Raw genomic sequence first — 19423 nt, 5'->3', positions numbered from 1 at the left:
ACCAGCACACAATCGACAAATATGGCGCAATTCTACTCTCCCAAACGCCGCGTGACGACCCGGCAGAGCTCACAAATCTTCACCGTGACGGTGAGCGATCTCGATCCTTTTGGCCAGGGCGTGGCGCGCCACGACGGCAAAGCGGTGTTCGTGCCGGGCGTATTGCCGGGCGAGCAGGCGGAAATCCAGTTGACCGAAGACAAGCGCCAGTTCGCCAAAGGCAAGCTCAAACGCCTGCTGAGCCGCAGCCCGCAGCGGGTAGAACCGCGCTGCCCGCATTTTGGCGTGTGTGGCGGCTGCCAGCAGCAACATGCTGATGAGGCGCTGCAACAGCAGAGCAAGGCGGCGGCGCTGGTGCGCATGATCGCCCGCGAAACCGGCGTAACCCCGCAACAGGAACCGGTGATCGCCGGCCCGGAATACGGCTATCGCCGCCGCGCCCGCCTGAGCCTGGCATGGCAGCCGAAGCTGCAGCGCCTGATGATGGGCTTTCGCCAGGCGGCCTCCAGCGAGCTGGTGGCGGTGGAGCACTGCCCGGTGCTGCGGCCGGAGCTGGAACAGTTGCTGGCGCCGGTGCGCGCCTGCCTGAGCGGGCTGCAGGCGGTGCGGCGGCTGGGGCATGTGGAGCTGGTGCTGGCGGATAACGGCCCGCTGCTGGTGCTGCGTCATCTCGACGCGCTGAAAGAGGCGGATCGGCAGGCGCTGTTGGCGTTTGGCGAGCGGGAAAAGGTCGCCGTTTATCTGGCGCCGGACAGCGATCGGGTGGAAAAACTGTGCGGTGAAACGCCGTATTATCAGGTTGACGGGCTACGCTTAGACTTCAGTCCGCGCGACTTTATTCAGGTCAATGACGCCGTAAACCAACAAATGGTGGCGCAGGCCCTTGAATGGCTCGATATTCAACCCAATGATCGGGTGCTGGACCTGTTCTGCGGCATGGGCAACTTCACCCTGCCGCTGGCGCGCCGCGCCGCCGCGGTGGTGGGCATCGAAGGTGTTGCCACGCTGGTAGTGAATGGGCAATATAATGCACATAAGAATAAGCTGAATAATGCGTCGTTCTTCCATGAGAATCTGGAGGACAACGTTGCGCGGCAACCTTGGGCAGCACAAGGGTTTGATAAGGTGATGCTGGATCCCGCCCGCGCCGGTGCGGCCGGGGTGATGTCACACATTGTAAAACTGGCGCCGGCGCGGGTGGTGTATGTTTCCTGTAACCCCACCACGCTGGCTCGCGACAGCAACGTGCTGTTGAATGCCGGTTATCGTCTTGCGCGCGTGCGGATGTTGGATATGTTTCCGCACACGGGGCATCTTGAATCAATGGCGCTGTTTATCAACGAGCGTGCGCCAGAGGTCGCTGCAAAGTAGGGAGAAGTTATGGTTGCGGTAAGAAGTGCACATCTGAATACGGCGGGTGAGTTCGCTCTCGATGAGTGGATCGCCGGCTTGGGGCTACCTAACCCGCAGTCATGTGAGCGATTGGCCGCAACCTGGCGTTATTGTGAGCAGCAGACCCAAAACCATCCCGACGCCTCGCTGCTGCTGTGGCGCGGCTTGGAGATGGTGGAAATTCTCTCGACGCTGAGCATGGACAATGACAGCATGCGCGCCGCGCTGCTGTTCCCGCTGGTGGACGCCGGCATCGTGCAGGAAGAGACCCTGACCGAAGCGTTCGGCAAGGGGATCGTCGCGCTGGTGCACGGCGTGCGCGATATGGACGCCATTCGCCAACTGAAAGCCACCCAAAACGACTCGATGGCCTCCGAACAGGTCGACAACGTGCGCCGCATGCTGTTGGCGATGGTGGAGGATTTCCGCTGCGTGGTCATCAAGCTGGCGGAGCGTATCGCCCACCTGCGCGAGGTGAAAGACGCGCCGGAAGACGAACGCGTGCTGGCGGCGAAAGAGTGTTCCAACATCTACGCCCCGCTGGCCAACCGGCTCGGCATCGGCCAGCTGAAGTGGGAGCTGGAGGATTTCTGCTTCCGCTACCTGCATCCGGAAGAATACAAGCGCATCGCCAAGCTGTTGCATGAGCGCCGCATCGATCGCGAACAGTTCATTGACGATTTCGTCGCCGGGCTGCGCGCAGAAATGGCCAACGAAGGCATTCGGGTGGAGATTTACGGCCGGCCGAAACACATCTACAGCATCTGGCGCAAGATGCAGAAAAAACACCTGGCGTTCGACGAACTGTTCGACGTGCGTGCGGTGCGCATCGTGGCGGAGCGCCTGCAGGATTGCTACGCGGCGTTGGGCATCGTGCATACCCACTTCCGCCATTTGCCGGATGAGTTCGACGACTACGTCGCCAACCCGAAACCGAACGGCTACCAGTCGATCCACACCGTGGTGCTGGGGCCGCGCGGCAAGACCGTCGAGATTCAGATCCGCACGCGCCAAATGCACGAAGACGCCGAACTGGGCGTGGCCGCGCACTGGAAGTACAAAGAGGGCGCGGGCGTGACCGTGCGCTCCGGCTACGAAGAACGCATCGCCTGGCTGCGCAAGCTGATCGCCTGGCAGGAAGAAATGGCGGACTCCGGCGAGATGCTCGACGAAGTGCGCAGCCAGGTGTTCGACGATCGGGTCTATGTATTTACCCCGAAAGGCGACGTGGTGGATCTGCCGGCCGGTTCCACGCCGCTCGATTTCGCCTACCACATTCACAGCGACGTCGGTCACCGCTGTATCGGCGCCAAGATCGGCGGCCGCATCGTGCCGTTTACCTATCAGCTGAAGATGGGCGATCAGATTGAGATCATCACCCAGAAACAGCCGAACCCGAGCCGCGACTGGCTGAACCCGAACCTGGGATATGTCACCACCAGCCGCGGGCGCTCGAAGATCCACAACTGGTTCCGCAAGCAGGATCGCGACAAGAACATTCTCGCCGGCCGCCAGATGCTGGACAACGAACTGGAACATCTCGGCATCAGTCTGAAAGAGGCCGAAAAGCTGCTGATCCCGCGCTACAACATGAACTCGCTGGACGAGGTGTTGGCGGCGATCGGCGGCGGGGACATTCGCCTGAACCAGATGGTGAATTACCTGCAGGGCAAGTTCAACAAACCGAGCGCCGAAGAGCAGGATCGCGAGGCATTGCGCCAGCTGGTGCAGCAGAAAGCGCCGCCGCCGGCCCGCAACAAGGACAACGGCCGCGTGGTGGTAGAGGGCGTGGGCAACCTGATGCACCACATCGCCCGCTGCTGCCAGCCGATCCCGGGCGACGACATCGTCGGTTTTATCACCCAGGGGCGCGGTATTTCGATCCACCGTGCGGACTGCGATCAGCTGGTCGATTTGCAATCGCACGCGCCGGAGCGCATCGTCGATGCGGTATGGGGCGAAAGCTACTCCAGCGGTTATTCGCTGGTGGTGCGCGTGATGGCCAACGATCGCAGCGGGCTGCTGCGCGACATTACCACCATTTTGGCCAACGAAAAGGTCAACGTGCTGGGCGTCGCCAGCCGCAGCGACACCAAGAAACAGTTGGCCACCATCGACATGGATATCGAAATCTACAACCAGCAGGTGCTGAGCCGGGTGCTGGCGAAGCTGAACCAGCTGCCGGACGTGATAGACGCCAAGCGTCTGCACGGCAACTAAGCCCACATCGCCTTTCGGGCCGTATGCGCCATCGATACGGCCCGAGATCCATGAATTCGGTGGGCGCTCCCATGCGCCCTCATTCTTTCTCAGAGATTTTTTATGACCCAATCCACTCCGCTGCAGCGCCTGCTGAACATCATGAAAACGCTGCGCGATCCGCAGGTCGGTTGCTCATGGGATCGCAAGCAAACTTTCGCCACCATCGCGCCCTACACGCTGGAAGAGACTTACGAAGTGCTGGACGCCATCGAGCGGCAGGACTACGCCGATCTGCGCGACGAACTGGGTGATTTGCTGTTCCAGGTGGTGTTCTATGCCCAGATGGGGCAGGAGCAGGGGCTGTTCGATTTCGATGAGGTGTGCACCGCCATCAGCGACAAGCTGGAGCGCCGTCACCCGCATATCTTCGGCGACGCCGAGGCGGGAGACAGCGAAGCCGTGGCGGCGCGCTGGGAGCAGCTGAAGGCCGGCGAGCGCGCCGAAAAAGCGCTGCACTCGGTGCTGGACGACATTCCGCAGGCGCTGCCGGCGTTGATGAAGGCGCACAAGATCCAAAAACGCTGCGCCTCGGTCGGCTTCGACTGGAATACCCTGGGGCCGGTGCTGGACAAAGTGTATGAAGAGATCGACGAAGTGATGCACGAAGCCCGCCAGGCGGTGGTCGATGAGAGCAAGCTGGAAGAGGAGATCGGCGATCTGCTGTTCGCCACGGTGAACCTGTCGCGCCATTTGGGGCACAAGGCGGAGAATGCGCTGCAGGCGGCGAACCGCAAGTTCGAACGTCGCTTCCGCCAGGTGGAAGCGATCGTCCAGCAACGCGGGCTGCGGCTTGAAGACGCCACGCTGGAGCAGATGGAAGACGCCTGGCAGCAGGTGAAGCGCCAGGAAAGTTGAATCGCTGCGACGACAATGTTGATCGCAAACAAGGTTCACTTGGGCTGAAACGGTTAAGCTTGCGGTCAGGTCACAGGCGCATGGCTGCCGTCGGCAGCAAAAGGCCAACAAACTGAAATCTAAGGCGTTTTATCGCTCGAGAGGGGCGGTAAAAAGAAACTTTCTCCGCTAACTCTTTGTATTTCCTGGAGGGTTTATGCGGCGCCGGCGGAGTAAACCCTGATGAACACGGGAGGGCGGCCGAGATGATGGACAGCAAAACGATCGTTTGTAGGTCAGGAGAGGTTCGGGTATACTACTTTCCCGTCCTGGTTCTTCCATCGTCTTTAAACCTAAACTCTCAGGTTCAGCATGACAACTAATTATATTTTTGTGACCGGCGGGGTCGTATCCTCTCTGGGTAAAGGCATTGCCGCAGCCTCTCTGGCGGCTATTCTTGAAGCCCGTGGCCTCAACGTTACCATCATGAAACTGGACCCGTACATCAACGTGGATCCGGGCACCATGAGCCCGATTCAGCATGGGGAAGTTTTCGTCACCGAAGACGGCGCAGAAACCGATCTGGATTTGGGTCACTACGAGCGCTTCATCCGCACCAAAATGTCGCGTCGCAACAACTTCACCACCGGCCGCATCTACTCCGACGTGCTGCGTAAAGAACGCCGCGGCGACTATCTGGGCGCGACCGTGCAGGTCATTCCGCACATCACCAACGCGATCAAAGAGCGCATCATCGAAGGCGGCGAAGGCCACGATGTGGTGCTGGTGGAAATCGGCGGCACCGTCGGCGATATCGAATCGCTGCCGTTCCTCGAAGCCATCCGTCAGATGGCGGTGGAAGTGGGCCGTGAGCACACTCTGTACATGCACTTGACGCTGGTGCCGTACATGGCGGCGGCGGGCGAAGTGAAAACCAAGCCGACCCAGCATTCCGTAAAAGAGCTGCTTTCCATCGGTATTCAGCCTGATGTGCTGATTTGCCGTTCCGATCGCGCGGTTCCTGCTAACGAACGCGCTAAAATCGCGCTTTTCTGCAATGTGCCGGAAAAAGCGGTTATCTCTCTGAAAGACGTTGATTCTATTTATAAAATCCCAGGCCTATTGAAATCTCAGGGGCTGGACGATTATATTTGTAAACGATTCAGCCTGAACGCGCCGGAAGCCAACCTGGCCGAATGGGAACAGGTGATCTACGAAGAAGCCAATCCGGGCGGCGAAGTGACCATCGGTATGGTCGGCAAATACGTTGAGCTGCCGGACGCCTACAAGTCGGTAATCGAAGCGCTGAAGCACGGCGGGCTGAAAAACCGTTTGACCGTGAACATCAAGCTGATCGACTCGCAGGACGTGGAAACGCGCGGCGTGGAAGTGCTGAAAGGGCTGGATGCGATCCTGATCCCGGGCGGCTTCGGCTACCGCGGCGTGGAAGGCAAAGTGATGACCGCGCGCTATGCGCGCGAGAACAACATTCCTTACCTGGGCATTTGCCTGGGCATGCAGGTGGCGTTGATGGAGTTCGCTCGCAACGTGGCGGGGATGGAAAACGCCAACTCCACCGAGTTTATGCCAGACTGTAAGTACCCGGTGGTGGCGTTGATCACCGAATGGCGCGACGAAGACGGCAACGTCGAAGTGCGCAGCGAAGAAAGCGACTTGGGCGGCACGATGCGCGTAGGTGGCCAACAGTGCAACCTGAGCGACAACAGCCTGGTGCGTCAGCTGTACGGCGAACCGACCATTGTCGAGCGTCACCGTCACCGTTACGAAGTTAACAACATGCTGTTGAAGCAGATCGAAGCCGCAGGGCTGCGTGTCGCCGGTCGTTCCGCCGACAACAAGCTGGTTGAGATCATTGAACTGCCGAATCACCCGTGGTTTGTAGCCTGTCAGTTCCACCCGGAATTTACGTCTACGCCGCGTGATGGGCATCCGCTGTTCGCCGGCTTCGTGAAAGCCGCAGGCGAGCATCAGAAGCGCCAGGTGAAATAACATATTTGGTAGGCGGCGCGCGGTGAGAACCGCGCGCTGTTTGTCTGGAGTTTTAGTTTAACTTGTACTGAGGAAAACCTAATGTCCAAAATCGTTAAAGTCATCGGTCGTGAAATCATCGACTCCCGCGGTAACCCGACTGTTGAAGCCGAAGTTCATCTGGAAGGCGGTTTCGTAGGCCTGGCTGCTGCGCCGTCAGGTGCTTCTACCGGTTCCCGCGAAGCGCTGGAACTGCGTGACGGTGACAAGTCTCGTTTCCTGGGTAAAGGCGTACTGAAAGCCGTTGCCGCAGTAAACGGTCCGATTGCTCAGGCAGTACTGGGTAAAGATGCCAAAGACCAGGCGAACATCGACAAGATCATGATCGAGCTGGACGGCACCGAGAACAAATCCAACTTCGGCGCCAACGCCATTCTGGCGGTTTCCCTGGCAGCAGCGAAAGCAGCCGCAGCCTCTAAAGGCATGCCGCTGTACGAGCACATCGCTGAACTGAACGGCACCCCAGGCAAATTCTCCATGCCACTGCCGATGATGAACATCATCAACGGCGGCGAGCACGCTGACAACAACGTCGACATTCAGGAATTCATGATTCAGCCGGTTGGCGCGAAAACCCTGAAAGAAGCGGTGCGCATCGGTTCCGAAGTGTTCCACCACCTGGCGAAAGTTCTGAAAGCCAAAGGCATGAACACCGCCGTGGGCGACGAAGGCGGCTACGCGCCAAACCTGGGTTCCAACGCCGAAGCGCTGGCGGTTATCGCTGAAGCGGTAAAAGCGGCGGGCTACGAGCTGGGCAAAGACGTCACTCTGGCGATGGACTGCGCGGCTTCCGAGTTCTACAAAGACGGTAAATACGTGCTGGCCGGCGAAGGCAACAAGGCCTTCACTTCCGAAGAGTTCACTCACTTCCTGGAAGAGCTGACCAAACAGTACCCAATCGTGTCTATCGAAGATGGCCTGGATGAATCCGACTGGGCAGGCTTCGCTTACCAGACCAAAGTGCTGGGCGACAAAATCCAGCTGGTGGGTGACGATCTGTTCGTAACCAACACCAAGATCCTGAAAGAAGGCATCGAGAAAGGCATCGCTAACTCCATCCTGATCAAGTTCAACCAGATCGGTTCTCTGACCGAAACCCTGGCAGCTATCAAGATGGCGAAAGACGCCGGTTACACCGCGGTGATCTCTCACCGTTCCGGTGAAACCGAAGACGCGACCATCGCCGACCTGGCGGTAGGGACTGCGGCTGGCCAGATCAAAACCGGTTCCATGAGCCGTTCTGACCGCGTTGCCAAGTACAACCAACTGATCCGTATCGAAGAAGCGCTGGGTGACCGTGCGCCGTTCAACGGCCTGAAAGAAGTTAAAGGCCAATAAGTTCGACCGATTCGGTTGCTAAATAAAAACCCGCTGCGGCGGGTTTTTTTATGTTTTAAATTCGTGATGATTGTCAGTTTAATAATAAGTTTTTCATTGAAAGCGTGGTTTTGTTTAACCCGATAATTTCATTAAAGATAGTAAATGCGTTTATTTTATATTCCCATTTTATTTGCTTTATAACTATTCGTTACTAGACTGCCAATAAGGCAGTTTATTTTTCGCCGTTCTGCCGTAGACCTTCATCATCACCATACCTTAATACTGCCGGCTTGCTGGCCGGTTGAGCGAGGGCTTGATGCGACAGCGAATCATCATTGTCGGCGGCGGAACCGGCGGCACTATCCTGGCTAATTTATTGGCCGCAAAATTGCACCGGGAAATTATTAATAATAAAGTCGAGTTATTAATGATATCGGATTCACCGCTGCATTATTACAAGCCGGCGTTTATGTATGTGGCGTTCAATACTTTTTTCAAGCAAGAGCTCACGCGCTCACAGCGGAGTTTATTGCGGCCCGAAATACAGTTTATTATTGATAAGGCGGAATCTTTCGATTTAAAACAGCGAAGCATAGCTACGCAAAGCGGTAAATTTTATTCCTATGATTTTCTGGTTTTCGCCACCGGCTGCGTACCTTGGCCAGAGCGCATCGAAGGATTGGCGCAGGCGGGCGATCATTTTTACCAGTATCAGGCCGCCAGGCGGTTAGCGCATAAATTGGCGACGATCGAGAAAGGCCGCATTTTCATCACCGTGTCCTTCCCTGAAACGCCCAATGTGCCCCATCAGTGCGGCATCGCACCGATCGAAACCACCCTGATGCTGGATGACTACCTGCGGCGGCGCGGCGTGCGCAAGGCGGTGGAGATTGTGTACACCTATCCGACCATTTCTCAACTCTTGCGTAACTGCCTGTTTTTACAGCGCCCGACCGGTGAAGCGCTGCCCGCCATTTTTGCCGCGCGCGACATTCGCCACCAGCGAGGGTTTACCCTCAGCCGGGTAGACGCCCAGCGTAACGTCGCCTATTCCGCTGAGGGGGAAGAGCAGCCGTTCGACATTCTGATGGCGACGCCGCCGATTCGCGCAGTCGAGGCGGTGCGCAATACCGGGTTGAGCGAGAGTCAAAACGGTGAAGGCTGGCTGCCGACCGATCATCAAACGCTGCAGGTCTACGGCCAGCAGGGCGTGTATGTCATAGGCGATACCGTGGATTTGCCGGTCAGCAAGGCCGGCGGCTCTTGCCATAATCAGGCGCCGGTCATTGCCGACAACATCGTGGCGGAAATGCGGCTGGGCCACACAGTGAGCCATTATGACGGCAAGGTGCAGGCGGTTGCGCAAATGGGGCTGAATGCCGGCATGCCGCTGGTGTACGACTACCGTCACGACGTGCTGCCGACGCCCGCCACCAAGGTGGGCGGCATGCTGCGCAATGGGTTTAACCGCGGCCTTTACTGGGCCACGGTAAGGGGGCTGATATGACGGAAAGCACGGTGCATGCGGCGGACCTGCAATCATTGGCGGCGTTGCTCGAGAAACTGCAGCCGCTGCTGTCGGGCGGCCGGTTGGATAACGTGGTCGATCTGTTGTCGCTGTTGTCGGACGTGGTGGATATTGCCGACAACGCGCTGGTGGAGAAACTGGCCGGCGTCTTTGAAGGTTTGGTGACCCTCGGCTGGGAAGGCGGAACGGCGCTGCAGATGGCGCACAGCGAGCTGCAGTTGAATCCTCCGCCGGCCAGTTTTCGCGCGCTGTACGCCTTGCTGAAGCAGCCGGATACCCTGCTGGGGTTAACGTTGCTGCTGCGTACTTTACAAATCATCGGCAAGCGCGCGCGAGACAGCGCGTTGCCGTCAGCCCTTCCAGATGAATCGTCGAATTAAGCTTCACCCACTCAGGTAAGGAGTTGTGTTATGTCCGCTACAGCAGTTGGCCACGACTTTGCCACCCGGGCTATTCATTACGGCTACGATCCTCAGCGGTATCAGGGGGCACTGTCTCCACCGGTGTTTATGAGCTCTACGTTTGCTTTTCCCACGGCGGAATACGGCGGCGCCTGCTTTGCCGGCACCGAGCCGGGGTACTTTTATTCGCGCATCGCCAACCCGACGTTAAACCTGCTCGAGCAACGCATCGCCAACCTGGAGGAGGGGGAGGCGGCGGTGGCGTTCGCTTCCGGTATGGGGGCGATCACCGCGTGTTGTTGGACGCTGCTCAGACCGGGTGATGAGCTGATTGTCGATGAAACCGTCTATGGTTGCACCTTCAGCTATTTTCATCATGGTCTGGCGCGCTTTGGCGTCAAGATAACCCACGTTGACCTGACCCGGCCGGAGCGGCTGGCGTCGGCCATGGGGCCGCATACCCGGCTGGTGTATTGCGAAACGCCGGCCAATCCCAACATGCGCTTGATCGATATCGCCGCCGTGGCGGAGATCGCCCATCGGCATCAAGCGTTGCTGCTGGTGGACAACACCTACTGTACGCCCTATCTGCAGCGGCCTCTGGCGTTAGGCGCCGATATCGTGGTGCACTCGGCGACCAAGTACCTCGGCGGGCACGGCGATCTCCTGGCCGGGATAGCGGTGACGCGTCAGGCGTTGGCCGAGGCGATCCGTCTGGAGGGGCTAAAGGACATGAACGGGGCGGTACTGTCGGCGCAGGATGCCGCGCTGGTGCTGCGCGGGATGAAAACCTTGCCGCTGCGCATGGATCGTCATTGCGATAACGCGCAGCGCCTGGCGGAGATGCTGACGGAGCATCCGGCGATCGAGCGGGTGTATTACCCCGGCCTGGCGAACTTCCCGCAGCATGCGTTGGCACGGCGGCAAATGGCGCGCCCCGGCGGCATGCTGGCGTTTGAACTGCGGGGCGGAATGCGTGCGGGCATTCGCTTCCTCAATGCGCTGCAGCTCATCTTGCGCGCGGTCAGCCTGGGCGATTGCGAAAGCCTGGCGCAACACCCGGCCAGCATGACGCACTCGGCCTACACGCCGGAAGAGCGGAAACGGCACCACATCAGCGAGGGGCTGGTGCGGCTGTCCGCCGGGCTGGAGGCGTTTGACGATCTGCAGGCGGATATCCTGCAGGCGCTGGCGCAGGCGCAATAAAAAAACCCGCCGCAGCGGGTTTTGGCCGAAGCGAGCGTTACATCTGTTGCGTCGCGGTGGTCACCGGCGAACCGCCGCCTTTTTTGCGCACCCACAGCCAGTAAGCCGCGGTGAGGAACGCGATCCACACCAGCCCGACGTACAGCGCGATGCGGCTCTCTTCGAAGTAGCCGAGCAGGCCGATGACGAACGCCATAAAGGCGGTCGCCAATGCCGGCGCCACCGGCCACCACGGCACCGGGAAGCTCAACTGACGCGTTTCTTCCGGCGACAGCGTGCGGCGCATGACGATCTGCGACAGCAGGATCATCAGCCACACCCAGACGGTGGCGAAGGTGGCGATCGAGGCGATGATCATGAAGACCTTCTCCGGGATCAGGTAGTTGAGCACCACCGCCAGCAGCAGGGCGATTGACATGACCAGCACCGTCATCCACGGCACGCCGCTGGCGGTCAGCTTGGTGAAGCTGCGCGGCGCCTGGCCGTCCTGCGCCATGCCGTACATCATGCGGCCGGCGCCGAAGATGTCGCTGTTGATGGCCGAAATGGCCGCGGTGATCACCACCACGTTCAGCACGTTGGCGGCGGAGCTGATGCCGAGGTTGCTGAAGATCTCAACGAACGGGCTGCCGTTCTGGCCGATGCTGTTCCACGGATAGATCGCCATCAGCACCGTCAGCGTCAGCACGTAAAACAGCAGGATGCGCACCGGCACGGCGTTGATCGCCTTCGGCAGCACTTTGGCGGGGTCTTTCGCCTCGCTGGCGGTGATGCCGATGATCTCGATGCCGCCGAAGGCGAACATCACTACCGCTAATGACGCGACCACGCCGCCAATGCCGTTAGGCATAAAGCCGCCGTGCTGCCACAGGTTGCTGATGCCGGTGGCGTGCTGGGCTTGCCCGAAACCGAACAGCATCACCGCCGCACCGCCGACGATCATCGCCACGATGGCGGCGACCTTGACCAGCGACAGCCAGAACTCCAGCTCGCCGAAAACCTTGACGCTGCACAGGTTGAGCGCGCCGATAAACAGGATGATGCTGAGCACCCAGACCCACTGGGCGACGTCCGGGAACCACAGCCCCATATAGATGCCGAAGGCGGTGACGTCCGCCAGGGCGACGATCACCATTTCAAAGGTGTAGGTCCAGCCGGTGAGGAACCCGGCCAGCGGGCCGAGATAGTGGCTGGCGTAGTGGCCGAACGAGCCGGAAACCGGCTGATGCACCGCCATTTCACCCAGCGCGCGCATCACCATGAATACCGCCGCGCCGCCCACCAGGTAGGCCAGCAGCACCGCCGGGCCGGCCAGCTGGATGGCGCCGGCGGAGCCGTAGAACAGGCCGGTGCCGATCGCCGAGCCGAGAGCCATGAAACGGATATGCCGCGCGTTTAGTCCGCGTCTGAGTTGTGTCGTTTCGTTACGCATGTTGCTTCCCGTTAAGTGTTTGCCGAACAGGCACGCGCTGCCCGCGCCGGGTGGAACGCACCCGGCGGGGCAGAACAAACTGCGTGATTCAGTGTGTAATGATTATGCCTGGCTAGGCAGCAGCGCCGCAGGCAGCAGCGATGTCAGGTGACCGGCCGCCAATAGCTGGCTGGCGGCTTCAATGTCGGGGGCGAAGAAACGATCCTTGTCGTAGAAACTGACATGCTCGCGCAGCAGACGGCGCGCCTGCTCCAGACCTTCCGAGGTCTTCAGGCCGTTGCGGAAATCCAGGCCCTGGCAGGCGGCCAGCCACTCGACCGCCAGAATGCCGCGCACGTTGTCCGCCATGCTCCACAGACGGCGGCCGGCGGCCGGCGCCATGGAAACGTGGTCCTCCTGGTTGGCGGAGGTCGGAATGCTGTCGACGCTCGATGGATGCGCCAGCGCTTTGTTTTCGCTGGCCAGCGCCGCGGCGGTGACCTGAGCGATCATGAAGCCGGAGTTCACGCCGCCGTTCTCCACCAGGAACGGTGGCAGCTGCGACATGTGTTTGTCCATCATCAGCGAGATGCGGCGCTCGGACAGCGAACCGATTTCGGCGAATGCCAGCGCCAGGTTATCGGCGGCCATCGCCACCGGTTCGGCGTGGAAGTTGCCACCTGACAGCACGTCACCCTGCTCGGCGAACACCAGCGGGTTATCGGAGACGGCGTTGGCTTCGATCTCCAGCACCTCGGCGGCCTGACGGATCTGCGTCAGGCAGGCGCCCATTACCTGCGGCTGGCAGCGCAGGGAGTAAGGATCCTGCACTTTTTCACAGTTGCGGTGCGAGTCGGAGACTTCGCTGCGCGCGCCGAGCAGGTGGCGGTAGGCGAGGGCGGCGTCGATCTGGCCGCGCTGGCCACGCACCTCGTGGATGCGCGCATCGAACGGGCTGCGGGAGCCCAGCGCCGCTTCCACCGTCAGGCTGCCCGCCACGGTCGCGGCGGCGAACAGGTCTTCCGCGTCGAACAGGCCGCGCAGCGCGAAGGCGGCGGAGACTTGGGTGCCGTTCAGCAATGCCAGGCCCTCTTTCGCCGCCAGCGTCAGCGGTTTCAGGCCGGCTTTGGCCAGCGCTTCGGTTGCCGGCAGCCATTGGCCCTGATGGCGCGCTTGGCCTTCGCCCAGCAGCACCAGGCTCATGTGCGCCAGCGGCGCCAGATCGCCGGAGGCGCCGACTGAGCCTTTCAGCGGGATATGCGGATAGACTTCGGCGTTGACCAGCGCGATCAGCGCCTGGATAACTTCCAGGCGAATGCCGGAGAAGCCGCGCGACAGGCTGTTGATCTTCAGCACCATGATCAGGCGCACCAGATTGTCGTCGGTCGGCTCGCCCACGCCGGCGGCGTGTGACAGCACGATCGAGCGCTGCAGATTTTCCAGATCGTCGCGGGCGATGCGCGTCGAAGCCAGCAGGCCAAACCCGGTGTTGATGCCGTATGTGGTGCGGTTTTCTTCAACGATGCGTTCCACGCAGGCCACGCTTCGCTGGATTGGGGCATAGGCGTTGTCGTCCAGCGTCAGCGTCACCGGGTGTTGATACACGTCGCGTAGCTGGGCCAGCGTCAGTTTGCCCGGGCGAATAGTCAGCGCTTTCATGCTTTTTCTCCTTGGGTCGCGGCAACCATCGGCAGGTTCAGGCCTTGCTCGCGGGCGCAGTCGATAGCGATATCGTAACCGGCGTCGGCGTGACGCATGACCCCGGTAGCCGGGTCATTGTGCAGCACGCGGGCGATGCGCTCGGCGGCTTCGTCGGTGCCGTCGCAGACGATCACCATGCCGGAGTGTTGGGAGAAGCCCATGCCGACGCCGCCGCCGTGGTGCAGGGAAACCCAGGTGGCGCCGCTGGCGGTGTTCAGCAGGGCGTTCAGCAGCGGCCAGTCGGAAACCGCATCGGAACCGTCTTTCATCGCTTCGGTTTCACGGTTCGGGCTGGAAACGGAGCCGGAATCCAGGTGGTCGCGGCCGATGACGATCGGGGCGGACAGTTCGCCGCGGCGAACCATCTCGTTGAACGCCAGACCCAGCTTGGCGCGCTGGCCGAGGCCAACCCAGCAGATGCGCGCCGGCAGGCCCTGGAAGCTGATGCGCTCGCGCGCCATGTCCAGCCAGCGGTGCAGGTGTTCGTCATCCGGGATCAGCTCTTTCACCATGGCGTCGGTTTTGTAGATGTCCTGCGGATCGCCGGACAGCGCCGCCCAGCGGAACGGCCCGATGCCGCGGCAGAACAGCGGACGGATGTAGGCCGGCACGAAGCCCGGGAAGTCGAAGGCATTGTCGACGCCGGTTTCTTTCGCCATCTGGCGAATGTTGTTGCCGTAGTCGAAGGTCGGCACGCCCATCTGCTGGAACGCCAGCATGGCTTTGACGTGATCGGCCATCGACTGCTTGGCGGCGGCGACCACCTTGGCCGGCTCGGTCTGGGCGCGCTGGCGATACTCTTCCCAGCTCCAGCCTTTCGGCAGATAGCCGTTCAGCGGATCGTGGGCGCTGGTCTGATCGGTGACCATGTCCGGGCGCACGCCGCGGCGCACCAGCTCAGGCAGGATTTCCGCCGCGTTGCCGCACAGGGCGATGGAGATGGCTTTGCCTTCTGAGGTGTATTTTTTGATGCGGGCCAGCGCGTCGTCCAGATCTTTGGCCTGCTCATCGACGTAGCGGGTTTTCAGACGGAAATCGATGCGGCTCTGCTGACATTCGATGTTCAGCGAGCAGGCGCCCGCCAGCGTGGCGGCCAGCGGCTGCGCGCCGCCCATGCCGCCCAGGCCGGCGGTCAGCACCCAGCGCCCCTGCAGGCTGCCGTCGTAATGCTGGCGGCCCGCTTCGACGAAGGTCTCATAGGTGCCCTGAACGATGCCCTGGCTGCCGATGTAGATCCAGCTGCCGGCGGTCATCTGGCCGTACATGGCCAGGCCTTTGGCGTCCAGTTCGTTGAAGTGTTCCCAGGTCGCCCAGTGCGGCACCAGGTTGGAGTTGGCGATCAGCACGCGCGGCGCGTTGCTGTGGGTTTTGAATACGCCGACCGGCTTGCCGGACTGCACCAGCAGGGTTTCGTCCTCTTCCAGCGTTTTCAGGGTTTCGACGATCTTGTCGTAGCAATCCCAGTCGCGCGCGGCGCGGCCGATGCCGCCGTACACCACCAGCTCATGTGGGTTCTCCGCAACTTCAGGATCGAGGTTGTTCATCAGCATGCGTAACGGCGCTTCGGTCAGCCAGCTTTTTGCGTTTAATTGTGTGCCGCGTGGCGCGCGTACATCGACATTGCGAACTTTGTTATTTGTAGTCACAGCATTTTCCTCAAACAGTATCGGTGCAGATTCCATGCCGCGGTGGGGATGAGTACCACGGCATAACAATGCGTAGGGCTTATTAACATATACTTGTATGTACAAGCATATGCAACACTGACCAGTTGCCGCTGAAAAGTGGCATAAGAAAAAGTTATTTTCTTTTTATATCAGGTTGATATGCGATTTTTTATCACCGGCTTCATGTGCGAAAAGCCGGAGAAAAGTGAGCTGTTCGGCAAAAATGAATTAAAATTGACTCATTTTTGGGCGGCTAGTCACAATATTTTTACAGACTGATTACAGTTGGCGGCGGAGGATAAACAAGCCCTATCACCGCGGGAAGAAAGCCCGCCGTGGGCGGGCTTGCCAGGCTCAGGCGGCCGGTTGCAGCATCGGCTTGCGGCTCATCTTGCACACCGTGGCGATGGCGGCGATCAGCGCCGGTACGCACAGGAACATCAGGATGCTCTGCACTTCCCACTGCATCGCCAGCAGTTGGGCGCCCATCATGGTGCCGGCGACGCCGCCGAAGCGGCCGATGCCCTGCATCCAGGCGATGCCGGTGGCGCGGCTGTGGGTCGGGTAGAAGGTGGCCGCCAGCGTTTGCAGCCCGGACTGCGCGCCGTTCATGGTGACGCCCATCAGGAAGATGAAGGCGCCCAGCAGCACGATCTGCTTGTCTTCGGTGGCCATCGCCACGATCAGCAGGGCGGTGACGACAAAGCCACTCGAGACCACTTTGTGCGCATTCCAGCGGTCCATCAGCCAGCCGGCCACCAGGATGCCCAGCGTGCCGCCGAAGGTGAACAGCGAGGTGAGCATCGCCGACTGTTCCAGCTGATAGCCCAGCCCCTGCATCAGGATTGGCATCCAGCTCAGCAGCACGTAATAGATCACCAGCCCCATGAAGTAGGTCACCCACAGCATCAGCGTGCCGAGCAGGTAAGGGCGGCTGAACAGCAGGCCGACGCTGGTCTTGGCCTGCGTCAGCTTCTCTTCGTACAGGTAAAAACGCGTCACGCCGTCGAGGCTCTGGCTGACGAAGCGTTGCGCGATGCGTTTGATCTTCGCCGCATCCTGCCCGCGGTTGACCATATATTTGACCGATTCCGGCAGCAGCAGGATCAGCAAAACCGTCAACGCCAGCGGCGCAATGGCGCCGAGCAACAGCACGCTGTGCCAGCCGTAGCTCGGGATCAGCCACGATGAAATGGCGCCGCCGCCGGCCGCGCCCAGCGGAAAGCCGCAATACATGGTATTGATCGCCAGCGAACGGCAGCGCTGCGGCGCGTATTCGGAGATCAAGGTAATGGCGTTGGGCATCGCCGCCCCCAGCCCGAGACCGGTGAGGAAGCGCCACAGCGTCAGGCTGTTGAGCGAACCGGCGTAGGCGGTGGCCAGGCTCGACAGGCCGAAGAACAGGCAGGAAAACACCAGCACGCGCTTGCGGCCGATGCGGTCGGAGATTGGCCCGGCTATCAGCGCGCCGAGCGACAGCCCCAGCAGCGCGGCGCTCAGCACCGGCCCCAGATCCTGCTTCACGATGCCCCAGTCTTTGGCGACCGAGGGGGCGATATAGCCCATGGCGGCGGTATCGAAACCGTCGATGGCGAGGATCAGGAATCCGAGAACGATCAGTGTCCAGTGAAACAGCGAAAACTTGCTGTCGTCGATGGCCTGTTGAATGTTTAACTCGCTGGTGGAATGAGTCATGGCACCCTCTAAACGCAGATGTAGTCGTGATGAATAGTATGTGGCCGAAACTGATGCTCGGCTTGTGTTTGCTTGTATATACATCTGCGCGTCGGCGCTTTATGTCAAATATAATTATCTTATTTGTTAACTTCGTGTTGTTTTCTGTGGAGCAGGTTGCACCGCGGATGAAAGGCCTAATACCGGTTAACAAATTAAATGAACGCCATTGGCGGTGAGATATGCTGGCGGCGGCGCGGAGGAAAAAATTTAATACAATTTTGGCCGTTTGGTCGCCGAGCCGGAATCTGCGATAATCGTTTTTTACTTTTCCAGATTGAGAAACCGATGCAGTACCCGATCAACGAGATGTTCCAAACCTTGCAGGGCGAAGGCTTTTTCACCGGCGTGCCGGCCATTTTCATCCGCCTGCAGGGCTGCCCGGTAGGGTGCAGCTGGTGCGACACCAAACATACCTGGGAAAAGGAAGCCCATCGGGAAGTAGACCTGCAACGGATCCTGGTCAAAACAGAAGAGAGCGACGCCTGGGGCAATGCCAGCGCCGAGCAGTTGTTGGCGGTGATGCGCCAACAAGGCTACACCGCGCGCCATGTGGTGATCACCGGCGGCGAACCCTGCATTTACGATCTGGCGCCGCTGACCGAGCTGTTCGAACAGCACGGCTACCGTTGCCAGATTGAAACCAGCGGCACCCACGAAATTCGCTGTTCCGCCAACACCTGGGTGACGGTTTCGCCCAAGGTGAATATGCGCGGCGGCATGAAGGTGTTGGATCAGGCGCTGCGGCGCGCCGACGAGGTGAAGCATCCGGTGGCGCGCGAGCGCGACATCGAGGCGCTGGATGCGCTGCTGGCGACGTTGCAGGATGACAAGGCGCGCATTATCGCGCTGCAGCCGATCAGCCAGAAAGAAGAGGCGACCCGTCTGTGTATTGAAACCTGTATCGCGCGCAATTGGCGGCTGTCGATGCAGACCCACAAGTATCTGAACATCGCCTGAGTTTTTTATTGGCCGCAGGCCTTCGAACGGGACGGGAGTTACGGTGAAAATTATATCGCGTGCATTCGAGGCGGTGACGGAAGCGGAATTGCGGTCGATTCGCTCGCTGTTGTCCGACGCTTTCCCCGAGATAACCGACGGATTTTATCGGCGGCAGGTGCCGGCTTGCCTGGTGACCGCCACGGAAGGCGAGGCGATCGTCGGACAACTGGCGGTGCATGAGCGGCCGGTGTTGATTGACGGTGAGGCCGAGGTGATCGGCATCATCGGGCTGGTGGCCGTGGCACACACGCATCGGCGCCGCGGCGTGGCCGCAAACATGCTGGTGAAGGCGCATGACTATTTGCGCAGTAAAGGGATCGCGTATTCCATACTGTTTGCGGTAAGCGAAAAGTACTATACCGGCGCCGGCTATCGGGCGATGGAAAACGAGACGGCGTTCATTGAGGATGGCGAGAGCAAAACGTTCGTCTATCGAGGGGGAATGGCGCTGAGCCTGTCGGAAAGGCCCTGGGCGGCGCGGCGTCTGGATCTGCAAGGCGAGGTAGTGTGAGGGTATCTGCACATACCCTCACGGCATCAACCTTTATATACGCATCCCGCCGTACAGGTCTCTTTCACCATCACCGCAGTCAGTTCCGGTAACTGGGGCTTGAGCTGCTGCCAAATCCAGGCGGCGAGCACTTCGCTGGTGGGATTTTCCAATCCTGGAATATCGTTCAGATAATGGTGATCCAGCCGTTCCCAGATCGGGGAAAACACAGCCTTGAGCTCGGCGAAATCCATCACCCAACCGGTGTGGGGATCCACTTCACCGGTCACTTCCAGACGCACCATAAACGAATGCCCATGCAGACGGCCGCATTTATGGCCCTCCGGCACGTGCGGCAAGCGGTGTGCGGCTTCAAACTGAAAATCTTTAAACAGCGTGGTTGCCATTATTACGGCCTCATTGACT

15 protein-coding genes are annotated in these 19423 nt (G+C 60.0%); 10 read left to right on the top strand and 5 right to left on the bottom strand.

From position 1 onward, the window contains the following. Window positions 1-21: 21 nt before the first annotated feature. The 8 genes from rlmD (at window position 22) to ACJ8PL_RS15670 (ending at window position 10992) form a co-directional block, all read left to right on the top strand. A complete protein-coding gene (gene rlmD, locus ACJ8PL_RS15705) occupies window positions 22-1371 on the top strand; it encodes a 23S rRNA (uracil(1939)-C(5))-methyltransferase RlmD (protein WP_079450092.1) in 1350 nt (449 codons plus the stop codon). Window positions 1372-1380: 9 nt separating this feature from the next. Then, complete coding sequence (gene relA / locus ACJ8PL_RS15700) at window positions 1381-3612, top strand: GTP diphosphokinase (RefSeq protein WP_004932686.1); 2232 nt, start codon at window positions 1381-1383, stop codon at window positions 3610-3612. Between the two features lie 102 nt (window positions 3613-3714). Beyond that, complete coding sequence (gene mazG, locus ACJ8PL_RS15695; protein ID WP_033641273.1) at window positions 3715-4509, top strand: nucleoside triphosphate pyrophosphohydrolase; 795 nt, start codon at window positions 3715-3717, stop codon at window positions 4507-4509. Between the two features lie 351 nt (window positions 4510-4860). Continuing rightward, window positions 4861-6498: a glutamine hydrolyzing CTP synthase gene (pyrG, locus tag ACJ8PL_RS15690; RefSeq protein ID WP_004932674.1), complete on the top strand. Its 1638-nt coding sequence runs from the start codon at window positions 4861-4863 to the stop codon at window positions 6496-6498. Window positions 6499-6579: 81 nt separating this feature from the next. After that, the gene (gene eno / locus ACJ8PL_RS15685; RefSeq protein WP_004932670.1) at window positions 6580-7875 is read left to right on the top strand and encodes a phosphopyruvate hydratase; all 1296 of its coding nucleotides are present in this window, start codon (window positions 6580-6582) and stop codon (window positions 7873-7875) included. Between the two features lie 298 nt (window positions 7876-8173). After that, on the top strand, window positions 8174-9364 hold the full coding sequence (locus ACJ8PL_RS15680) for an NAD(P)/FAD-dependent oxidoreductase (protein ID WP_048796401.1): 1191 nt from the start codon (window positions 8174-8176) through the stop codon (window positions 9362-9364). After that, the gene (locus ACJ8PL_RS15675; RefSeq protein WP_016929060.1) at window positions 9361-9765 is read left to right on the top strand and encodes a hypothetical protein; all 405 of its coding nucleotides are present in this window, start codon (window positions 9361-9363) and stop codon (window positions 9763-9765) included. Before ACJ8PL_RS15680 ends, ACJ8PL_RS15675 begins: the two co-directional genes overlap by 4 nt. Before the next feature lie 30 nt (window positions 9766-9795). Beyond that, window positions 9796-10992 carry a methionine gamma-lyase gene (locus tag ACJ8PL_RS15670; protein WP_079450095.1) on the top strand — a complete coding sequence of 399 codons (1197 nt, stop codon included), beginning with the start codon at window positions 9796-9798 and terminating at the stop codon, window positions 10990-10992. 37 nt (window positions 10993-11029) lie between these two features. Here the strand turns inward: ACJ8PL_RS15670 and ACJ8PL_RS15665 are convergent, their stop codons facing one another. From ACJ8PL_RS15665 to ACJ8PL_RS15650, 4 genes are all read right to left on the bottom strand, one after another. Then, on the bottom strand, window positions 11030-12424 hold the full coding sequence (locus ACJ8PL_RS15665) for an amino acid permease (RefSeq protein ID WP_028127847.1): 1395 nt from the start codon (window positions 12422-12424) through the stop codon (window positions 11030-11032). 102 nt (window positions 12425-12526) lie between these two features. Then, window positions 12527-14062, bottom strand: a complete 1536-nt coding sequence (hutH, locus tag ACJ8PL_RS15660; protein WP_016929057.1) for a histidine ammonia-lyase — start codon at window positions 14060-14062, stop codon at window positions 12527-12529. Next, entirely contained in the window at window positions 14059-15750 is a 1692-nt protein-coding gene (gene hutU / locus ACJ8PL_RS15655) for a urocanate hydratase (protein ID WP_025159649.1), read from the bottom strand. The genes hutH and hutU overlap by 4 nt, the downstream gene beginning before the upstream one ends. Window positions 15751-16125: 375 nt before the next feature. Beyond that, window positions 16126-17466 carry an MFS transporter gene (locus ACJ8PL_RS15650; RefSeq protein WP_016929055.1) on the bottom strand — a complete coding sequence of 447 codons (1341 nt, stop codon included), beginning with the start codon at window positions 17464-17466 and terminating at the stop codon, window positions 16126-16128. A 327-nt stretch (window positions 17467-17793) separates the two neighbouring features. On the opposite strand from ACJ8PL_RS15650, the gene queE reads away from it, so the two are divergent. Beyond that, on the top strand, window positions 17794-18465 hold the full coding sequence (queE, locus tag ACJ8PL_RS15645) for a 7-carboxy-7-deazaguanine synthase QueE (RefSeq protein WP_004932641.1): 672 nt from the start codon (window positions 17794-17796) through the stop codon (window positions 18463-18465). A gap of 43 nt (window positions 18466-18508) precedes the next feature. Further along, a complete protein-coding gene (locus tag ACJ8PL_RS15640; RefSeq protein WP_162883488.1) occupies window positions 18509-19018 on the top strand; it encodes a GNAT family N-acetyltransferase in 510 nt (169 codons plus the stop codon). 26 nt (window positions 19019-19044) lie between these two features. On the opposite strand, the gene queD is transcribed toward ACJ8PL_RS15640, so the two are convergent. Further along, window positions 19045-19404: a 6-carboxytetrahydropterin synthase QueD gene (gene queD, locus ACJ8PL_RS15635; protein ID WP_004932638.1), complete on the bottom strand. Its 360-nt coding sequence runs from the start codon at window positions 19402-19404 to the stop codon at window positions 19045-19047. Window positions 19405-19423 lie beyond the last annotated feature (19 nt).

The sequence above is a fragment of the Serratia sp. CY83965 genome (assembly GCF_052166375.1).
GTDB lineage: Bacteria > Pseudomonadota > Gammaproteobacteria > Enterobacterales > Enterobacteriaceae > Serratia > Serratia marcescens.
The sequence above is the reverse complement of the archived record's forward strand: the minus strand, read 5'-3'. Positions and strand labels throughout refer to the sequence as shown.

Bases quoted from the DNA above. Each gene is read 5' to 3' on its own strand.
- pyrG (WP_004932674.1), top strand. From the start codon at position 4,861: ATGACAACTAATTATATTTTTGTGACCGGCGGGGTCGTATCCTCTCTG.
- eno (WP_004932670.1), top strand. From the start codon at position 6,580: ATGTCCAAAATCGTTAAAGTCATCGGTCGTGAAATCATCGACTCCCGC.
- queD (WP_004932638.1), bottom strand. From the start codon at position 19,404: ATGGCAACCACGCTGTTTAAAGATTTTCAGTTTGAAGCCGCACACCGC.
- queE (WP_004932641.1), top strand. From the start codon at position 17,794: ATGCAGTACCCGATCAACGAGATGTTCCAAACCTTGCAGGGCGAAGGC.
- ACJ8PL_RS15670 (WP_079450095.1), top strand. From the start codon at position 9,796: ATGTCCGCTACAGCAGTTGGCCACGACTTTGCCACCCGGGCTATTCAT.
- ACJ8PL_RS15665 (WP_028127847.1), bottom strand. From the start codon at position 12,424: ATGCGTAACGAAACGACACAACTCAGACGCGGACTAAACGCGCGGCAT.
- rlmD (WP_079450092.1), top strand. From the start codon at position 22: ATGGCGCAATTCTACTCTCCCAAACGCCGCGTGACGACCCGGCAGAGC.
- ACJ8PL_RS15650 (WP_016929055.1), bottom strand. From the start codon at position 17,466: ATGACTCATTCCACCAGCGAGTTAAACATTCAACAGGCCATCGACGAC.
- ACJ8PL_RS15675 (WP_016929060.1), top strand. From the start codon at position 9,361: ATGACGGAAAGCACGGTGCATGCGGCGGACCTGCAATCATTGGCGGCG.
- hutH (WP_016929057.1), bottom strand. From the start codon at position 14,062: ATGAAAGCGCTGACTATTCGCCCGGGCAAACTGACGCTGGCCCAGCTA.
- mazG (WP_033641273.1), top strand. From the start codon at position 3,715: ATGACCCAATCCACTCCGCTGCAGCGCCTGCTGAACATCATGAAAACG.
- ACJ8PL_RS15680 (WP_048796401.1), top strand. From the start codon at position 8,174: ATGCGACAGCGAATCATCATTGTCGGCGGCGGAACCGGCGGCACTATC.
- relA (WP_004932686.1), top strand. From the start codon at position 1,381: ATGGTTGCGGTAAGAAGTGCACATCTGAATACGGCGGGTGAGTTCGCT.